Genomic DNA, 7,126 nt, shown 5'->3' on the forward strand with positions numbered 1-7,126 from the left:
TCTGCCACACCCGGATCAACTTGTTATATATACTCATACAATAATCCTGAGATCATGTCTGCAAGCGCCGGCTCCAGCCACTCTCCCACACTCGATACGATCAAAATGGTCGAAGACTTCATTCGGGAGCACAGCGGCGAATACCGCCGCCGGGCGCTCTGGGAACGCCTGCCGCGGAAGGTTATGTACCAGACGTTCAAGACGATCATCGAGTACCTCCTGGAGTCGGGTAAGATCGCCATCGATGCACAGAGCAAGGTCTGCTGGATCTACGATCCGGAGTTTACCCGGTGGTACCTGGCCCGCGAAGACCTGCGGATCCGATGAAGGCGGCAATCTTGCCGACACGAAGGTGAAGGAAGCCTTCGAGGCTCTGTCGGCATCAACCCGAACAGAAGATCGGGAACTGGTCGCCCTCCCGAACAGGGCCTTCGAGGCAATATCCGCCAACGCTTTTTGCGGCACTCAGGTTCCAAAGAGGCAGATCCCGGATGCTTATCGACAGTGAGATCCCCCGGGAAAGCACCTCTGGAAATACAACCTCTATATCCTGGAGATTGATGTATACCGTGACCAGCGACGGTGACACAATCGCAGTCGTCATCGAGTGGCTGGATCATACCGGCTACGATCGCCGGTTCGGGTACTGAGCGCCAGCTTCCTGGAAAATGTTCCTGAGTATCCGTTGGCCAGTGTACCGGGGTGGCGACCGCGTATCTATCCATCCTGTGAACGACAACATTCATCACCTCCTCACCCCCAGCTACGATCAAGAAGAGGAGAGAACCCATATGGCTGCTCAGGTGCGCCGGAACAAGAAGAGCGAGTCGTCGCGAAGCTCGAAGAAGTGCTCCCGCTGCTCCGGGAGCGGTTCGGCGTTGCGAAGATCGGCATCTTTGGGTCTACCGCACGGGGAGAGGAGCGGCCTGACAGCGATGTGGACGTGCTGGTCGAGTTTGCGCCGGGGCAGACGACGTTTCGGAACTTCATGGAACTTGCCTTCTATCTGGAGGAATTTTTCGGGCGCCGGGTTGACCTCGTCACCGAGCAGGGGCTCAGCCGATACCTGCGGCCCTATGTCGAACAGGAGGTTGTCTGGTGTGATGCGTGATGAACTCTTCCTCCGTCATATCCTTGATGAGATCGTGCTTCTCCGTGAGATCGGTAGAGATCTGACGTACGAGGACCTGCTTCGTGACCCGGTGCGGCAGCATGCGATCGTCCGGGCGATCGAGATCATCGGAGAGGCCACGAAGAACATCTCCGAGCACCAAAAAGAGCAGTATCCGGAGATTCCCTGGAAGCTGATGGCCGGGTCGCGGGATAAGCTGATTCACGCATATTTTGAGGTAGACTGGAGGATTGTCTGGACTATTCTCAAGACCGAGATCCCGGTTCTCGAACCGAAAGTTCAGGCAATTCTGCTCGCTCTTGACGCATCAAACCCGGAATGATGAGCGAAAGGTTCACCGGGGATTTCAAATCTCGTTCTTCCATAAGGATAGTGTGAGCTTCTGAAGCGTTCTGAGTCCGAGTAACGGTTAGCAGGAGATCGATCGCTTGCATCGGCAGAACCCGGGAGATGGGAGGTACCTGCCCTCATGCAACGAGGAGGTCCCGGGTGGTCTTCTCCTCCGGCACGGTGACGCCTCCGTCGTGAGGGACGGTAGGGAGGCGGCAATCGTCGCCGGTAGGGCAGATGGATACTGCTCCCGGGAATGCATTATAAAATCCGCATCATCACACATTGCCGACAACGAACTGCACATCCTCCTTCAGCCCGGGATCGTACCTCGTCGCGTTCTCAAAACACGCCGCCGCTTCGTCGGTCTTATTCATATTCGTCAGAATGACTCCTTTCAGGTACCAGGCCAGCCCGTATTCCGGGTCCAGTTCAAGCGCCCTGTTGCAGATCTCCATCGCTTCGGCGTACTGGTTGTGGTAATTGTTGTAGTACATCCCCCGGATGCACCACGCCTCGGCATTGTCCGGATCCACTGCAACCCGGTTATCGTAATATTCCTGGCTTTCATTTACGTTTTCCATAAATCCTGCCCTGTCTCCGGTATGGGTTATGCAGCCGCAGGAAATGAGAATAACAATCAGCGCACCGCAGAGACATGCGGTCGGCGGCGGAGCCTTCATAGTGGCATATTAAACCCGGCAGTTAATGAAGGCTATGCCGCTACCGGACAATGGAGGAAGCATCGGCAACGAGGTGAAATAAGTCTTTGAGGTTCTCTTCGGACGCCCGACGGAACTCGTCACCGCACAGAGGATCCACCGGAACCCCCGGGGGCTACGAAAAACAACCCCGGATGCCGCAAGAACAATGTCCGGGTATTCGCCGGTGATTGGCTGCCGGTGTTTATAGATCGTTTTCTGCAGGCACGAATAGGCTTCGAAAACGAGGTTTCAACGGAGCCAGGATACGTTCATTATCGGAAGGACTATCAGATACCGGGAAAATTCACTCGTATGAAAGTAGGTATCATCCGCTGTATGATGACGGAGGATATGTGTCCGGGGACCGCGGATTTCCTCGTAACAAAAGAGGGGAAAGGTGCGTTCCAGAAGACCGGGCCTGTCGACATTGTCGGGTTTGTGACATGCGGCGGATGCCCCGGGAAGAGGGCAATACCGCGGGCAAAGATGCTGGTCGAACGAGGAGCAGAAGCAATCGTGTTCGCATCGTGTATCACCAGAGGCAATCCAATCGGGTACCCCTGCCCCCATTATGCCGACATGAGAGATTGTGTCATCAAGGCCGTCGGCCCGGAGATCAGGATCATCGAATGGACGCATTAGCCGGGGGGCATTTTCCCCGCACACAAGAGTTCCCGCTTCTGCGCCGCCCATTCTGATTCGTATCACTGTTTTTCATCATGCATGAATCCGGATTCATGCCTGCTTCAACAGACCCCGGTGCAAAGCGACGTGCCGTGAAAAACTATAGAGAGGGGTTTACCCCTCATCCTTTCAGAGGTGGGCGAAACAGCCGATCACTCATCCCCCGGCGCACCGATCACCGGCCGGGAAAAGTCGCGGTTCGCGACGAACTTATCGCCGGTAATACCGTAGAACCTCCTGTAAAATTCACGCTGCTCGTGCTCCAGGTCGAAGGAAAAGATCTCCGGGTGGATAGTGTTTGCGAGAAACATGAACCCCAGGATCCACCGCGGGCTGCCGAAATCCCATCCTGCAGGCACATTGTAGACTCTCCCTGCCCCGACGGCGTCGGTCTCAACCGCGTGCTCGGTGCAGTAGTGGAGATAGTCGGACGCCGGTGAGGAGAGGAACCCCGAGATGAACATGTATTCGGGGTTTAGCTCGTTCAATTCGTCGACGGTGATGTTGACCCCGGGCTTTCCCTTCCGCTTGAGGCGCTTGTTGACGCAGGTCCCTCCCGCTGCCTCCACCAGGTTGCTCTCGAATCGCTCCGCGTTCAGGGCAAAGAGCGGGTAGCCCATCGAGTAGTAGACGCGGGGACGGGTTTCGGCGAGAGCGCTGCCGGCTACGATGCGATCGGTGCGCTCCCGGAGGAACGAGATCAGTTCCCGGCCTTCCTCTTCGCGCCCCGCACGCGCTGCGAGCTCCGCGATCAGGCCGAGCCAGGAGTCAACCTGATGAATGCGGTCGTGCATGCCCCGGATGAAGTCTTCCCTGACGATATCGCCGAGAACGGCGCCGAGCTCCTTGTCGTCCCGGATGCCGAGGGTGACCAGTATGGCATGGGCCATCTCGATGGCCCGGGTGGTCCGGTAACCACCGAGCATGCCGTATTCCGTATACTGCTCTGCGCAGATCTCCCCTCGAACGGGAGCCTGCCATCCGCAGGGGCACCTGCCGCCCTCGAGGGCGGCGGAGGTGCGGCAGCCCATGGGCCCGTAGAACTCCCGTTCGAGGACCGTAGTGCCGCAGACCGGGCAGACGGTGTTGAGGTAGCCCGTGCCGGGCGAGTTGAAGAGGTAGACGTAGCGGAGGAATGTGCGCAGGCGGTCTGTAACGTGCTCCGATTCCCGGATCGTCGGTTCGAGGCCGGGAGCCGCTTCACCGAAGGGCACGAACCGCATCACCTGTAGCGGGATGTCGGGGGAGATCCCCGCCACCCGCCGTGCGGCGTTGAGGACCTCGTCCTCGGCGCCGTGGATGTACATTGCCGAGACCTCCACGTGCACTCCCTTCTCGTGCAGCGTCCGGATGTTTCGAAAGACCGGGTCGGCGGACTTCGCCCCGCACTCGCGGTAGCGCTCGTCGGACGACCCTTTCAGGCCGATATTGACGAAATCGAGGGAGGGGGTGAGGGCGGCGAGTGCATGCTCCGTGAAGTAGCCGTTCGTCGAGCACCCTACCCGGAGACCGGCCGCTTTTGCCTCCCTCGCGAGGGCGAGGAAGGTGAAATACGAAGCGGCGGGATCGTTGAGGCAGAAGACGATGCCGGTGCAGTCTTCCACCTGTGCCCGCCTCACGACCTCCTCCGGTGACGCGGTCGTGAGAGCGCCGGCCACCGCGTCGGCGTGCACGGTCAGGGTCTCCGAGATGCACCCCGGGCAGGCGAAGTTGCACCCGACGGTGCTGACCTGGAGAAATTTGCTCTTCGGGGCGAAATGAACCATCGGCATCGTTTCTATCGTGATGGGGAGCATGGTCAGGTAGGATCCGGGGAACCGCTCGACGATCGTGCCGTTCCGGTTCACGTACATCCTGCACCGGCCGGAGCGCCCCTCGGCGATGTCGCACCCGATCTCGCAGACAGGGCACTTCATGGGAGTGCACCGCCAGCTGTCTTGGAAATGACGATCCAGAACCCTTTGTCCCCGTAGAGGATCTCGAACGAAGGGACGCCGATCTCGTTTAACATGGTCCGGAACCGCTCCACGTTCTCCGGTGAAATGTTCTTCCTGTTGAACTCCTTCCAGTCGGGGTTGCGGCGGATCATCTCCGCCGAGATCGCGTCGCGCAGTTCTTTGTTGCCGAATCCCCCGCCGATGCAGGTCTTTCCACCCGGTTTGAGAATCCGGTAGATCTCGCGGAAGGCGGTGTGGATGTCGTCCCAGAAGAACATCGAACCCCTGCTGACGATCAGGTCCGCGGTGTCGTCGGCGAGCGGGATATCGTGAACATCCCCCTGCAGGAGCCGTATACGGCCGGATAGGCCTGCGTTTGCAATATTTTTCGATGCAGCCTCGTGCATGTCGCCTGAGGAGTCCAGGGCGATGACCGAGAGGCTGGACCGCTCTGCAATGGCGATCGCCAGCGATGCCGGCCCGCTGCCGATGTCGATGCAGGTGCCTTCGGTGATGCCGAAGCGATCGATGATGTTCTGTGCGATCACCGGGTATATCGGGGCAAAGAGGGTCTTTGCGATCTCGTCCATACCGCCGGCGCCTTTTTTGTCGAATTTGTCCTTTTTCTCATGCATGGGTGTGACCTTCGCTCGGTTTGGTGTAGACGAAAGATGCGTCTGCACCTGGCACAATGAAGTTAACATCGTCAAAAAGGAAAAAGAATTCCATTGATAGGTCGCCCGAACAGGTGGCAGCCCGCGACGGGCGGAGCGGCACCGGGATCCCGATCGCCGGCGATGGGGGTCCGGTTGACCATAGCCTGGTGCCGGCACCGGAGAAGGAGCCCGGTCGTCAGTTTGCTGCACAGGTCTCCGGGGCGCTCTTCGGTCCAGACACCTTCAGGACGATACCCACGAGGCAGAGGGGCCCGGCACCCCTTCAGCGCTCGATACCCGCGCGAGCCTCTACCCCTTCATGGTAATAGTGTTTGACCTCTCTCATCTCGGTAACCAGATCCGCGGCATCGATTATCTCCTGCGGAGCATACCTCCCGGTGAGCACGACCTCTACACGGGGATCTCTCCTCTCCAGCGCCTCGACGACGTCGACCACCCCGAAGAGGCCGTAGAAGAGCGCCACGTTGACCTCATCGAGCACCACCAGGTCGTATTCGCCCGACTGCAGAACCCTGTCGCACCGTGCAAGTCCTTCGCGGGCGGTCGTGCGGTCTTTCTCATCGGGATTGCGGTCGATAAAACATCCGCGCCCGAACTGGACGATCTCGAAATCTGGAAGGAGTTTTCCTGCGCTAAGTTCGCTGCAATCTCCGTCTTTGATGAACTGGCCGAAAAACACCCCTTTGCCGGCGCAGACACACCGGAGCGACAAACCCAGCGCCGCAGTCGTCTTTCCTTTGCCGTTGCCCGTGTAAACGTGAATATATCCTCGTTCCATAAACAGGGACCCCTCCGGATTTCGTCAGGTATTCGAGCGTTTGTTTCTCCTGCACCAATAAGAGATAGGATTGAACCCGGAGAGAACGGCTTCATCGGGCACCGGGAGAGACGTTCTCACCGCAGGCAGGCTCCCACCCGGATCGCTGCCCCTCACGGCCGGTGGAGGCGGTGGGACGTCCCACTCAGGCAGAGGTTTTGGACATACCTCATCCTGCAGGCTCGTTCCAGGCGCATCCCGGCTACGTTACGTGCAAAAGACCACGCACTTGGCCGGGAGCATCGGAGGCAACAGGGAAGTCTTACGGGCGGGCCAGGAACTCCATCGCCTGCCTCATTGTCATGAGCAGGAAAAGAGGGGTGGTAGCCGCCTGAACGGCAGGCCGGCCGCGACCATGCTCAGGCCTCTGTTGTCTCCGTCGCCGCAGGTGCCGCGGTGCACCCGCATGCTGGGATGGAGGCAGAGTGCAAGTACAAAAATTACTGCTGTACCCGCTGTTCTGCTCGTAGTTCTCTCTATAGTTCATCCTTACTCGTCGGCATGAAAATTCTCACTTTCGCACTTTTCGGATGCCAGAAGAATGAGTGACAATTCATCTCTACTTCAAACCGTGCAGGGTTTGTGGTACCGGAATATCGGTAAGTCCTGCACGACAAGCGCCCCTATCGTGTGGCCGAGGAGTTCTGGGAGCATCTCCAAAAATAATGTTTAAATAGTTGTCAAACGATTTAGTAATCAACTTCTGCAGTTCGTTCATCAATCTGGATGAGCAGGGGAAGCATGGCAGTGAACTGACGGGTAAAATCCCTTATTTCTGCGAGGTGGAGTCCTGTTCGGCACCCGTACTGTTGCCTTCACGAAATGAACGCGGCAGTGGGACGGTG

The 7,126-nt window shown here is 58.3% G+C and carries 8 protein-coding genes; 4 read left to right on the top strand and 4 right to left on the bottom strand.

Annotated features, from left to right (window positions below):
* Positions 1-54 precede the first annotated feature (54 nt).
* The 3 genes from EI28_RS09890 to EI28_RS09905 all read left to right on the top strand — a co-directional run bounded on the left by EI28_RS09890 (position 55) and on the right by EI28_RS09905 (position 1,454).
* The gene (locus EI28_RS09890; RefSeq protein WP_048114506.1) at positions 55-327 is read left to right on the top strand and encodes a hypothetical protein; all 273 of its coding nucleotides are present in this window, start codon (positions 55-57) and stop codon (positions 325-327) included.
* Between the two features lie 520 nt (positions 328-847).
* Complete coding sequence (locus EI28_RS09900) at positions 848-1,111, top strand: nucleotidyltransferase family protein (protein ID WP_048114508.1); 264 nt, start codon at positions 848-850, stop codon at positions 1,109-1,111.
* Positions 1,104-1,454, top strand: a complete 351-nt coding sequence (locus EI28_RS09905) for a DUF86 domain-containing protein (RefSeq protein ID WP_048114510.1) — start codon at positions 1,104-1,106, stop codon at positions 1,452-1,454. The genes EI28_RS09900 and EI28_RS09905 overlap by 8 nt, the downstream gene beginning before the upstream one ends.
* Before the next feature lie 286 nt (positions 1,455-1,740).
* Here EI28_RS09905 and EI28_RS09910 read toward each other — a convergent pair whose 3' ends face one another.
* Positions 1,741-2,145, bottom strand: coding sequence for a tetratricopeptide repeat protein (locus EI28_RS09910; protein ID WP_082223149.1), 405 nt, complete (start codon positions 2,143-2,145; stop codon positions 1,741-1,743).
* Positions 2,146-2,364: 219 nt separating this feature from the next.
* On the opposite strand from EI28_RS09910, the gene EI28_RS09915 reads away from it, so the two are divergent.
* Positions 2,365-2,808 carry a CGGC domain-containing protein gene (locus EI28_RS09915; RefSeq protein WP_231476722.1) on the top strand — a complete coding sequence of 148 codons (444 nt, stop codon included), beginning with the start codon at positions 2,365-2,367 and terminating at the stop codon, positions 2,806-2,808.
* A gap of 194 nt (positions 2,809-3,002) precedes the next feature.
* Here the strand turns inward: EI28_RS09915 and EI28_RS09920 are convergent, their stop codons facing one another.
* From EI28_RS09920 to EI28_RS09930, 3 genes are all read right to left on the bottom strand, one after another.
* Positions 3,003-4,766, bottom strand: coding sequence for a radical SAM protein (locus tag EI28_RS09920; protein ID WP_048114513.1), 1,764 nt, complete (start codon positions 4,764-4,766; stop codon positions 3,003-3,005).
* Positions 4,763-5,422 carry a class I SAM-dependent methyltransferase gene (locus tag EI28_RS09925; protein ID WP_048114514.1) on the bottom strand — a complete coding sequence of 220 codons (660 nt, stop codon included), beginning with the start codon at positions 5,420-5,422 and terminating at the stop codon, positions 4,763-4,765. The genes EI28_RS09920 and EI28_RS09925 overlap by 4 nt, the downstream gene beginning before the upstream one ends.
* Before the next feature lie 304 nt (positions 5,423-5,726).
* Entirely contained in the window at positions 5,727-6,242 is a 516-nt protein-coding gene (locus EI28_RS09930; RefSeq protein WP_048114516.1) for a cob(I)yrinic acid a,c-diamide adenosyltransferase, read from the bottom strand.
* Positions 6,243-7,126: the final 884 nt, after the last annotated feature.

This window comes from Methanoculleus sp. MH98A, assembly GCF_000691865.1.
In the GTDB taxonomy this organism is placed as follows: Archaea; Halobacteriota; Methanomicrobia; order Methanomicrobiales; family Methanoculleaceae; genus Methanoculleus.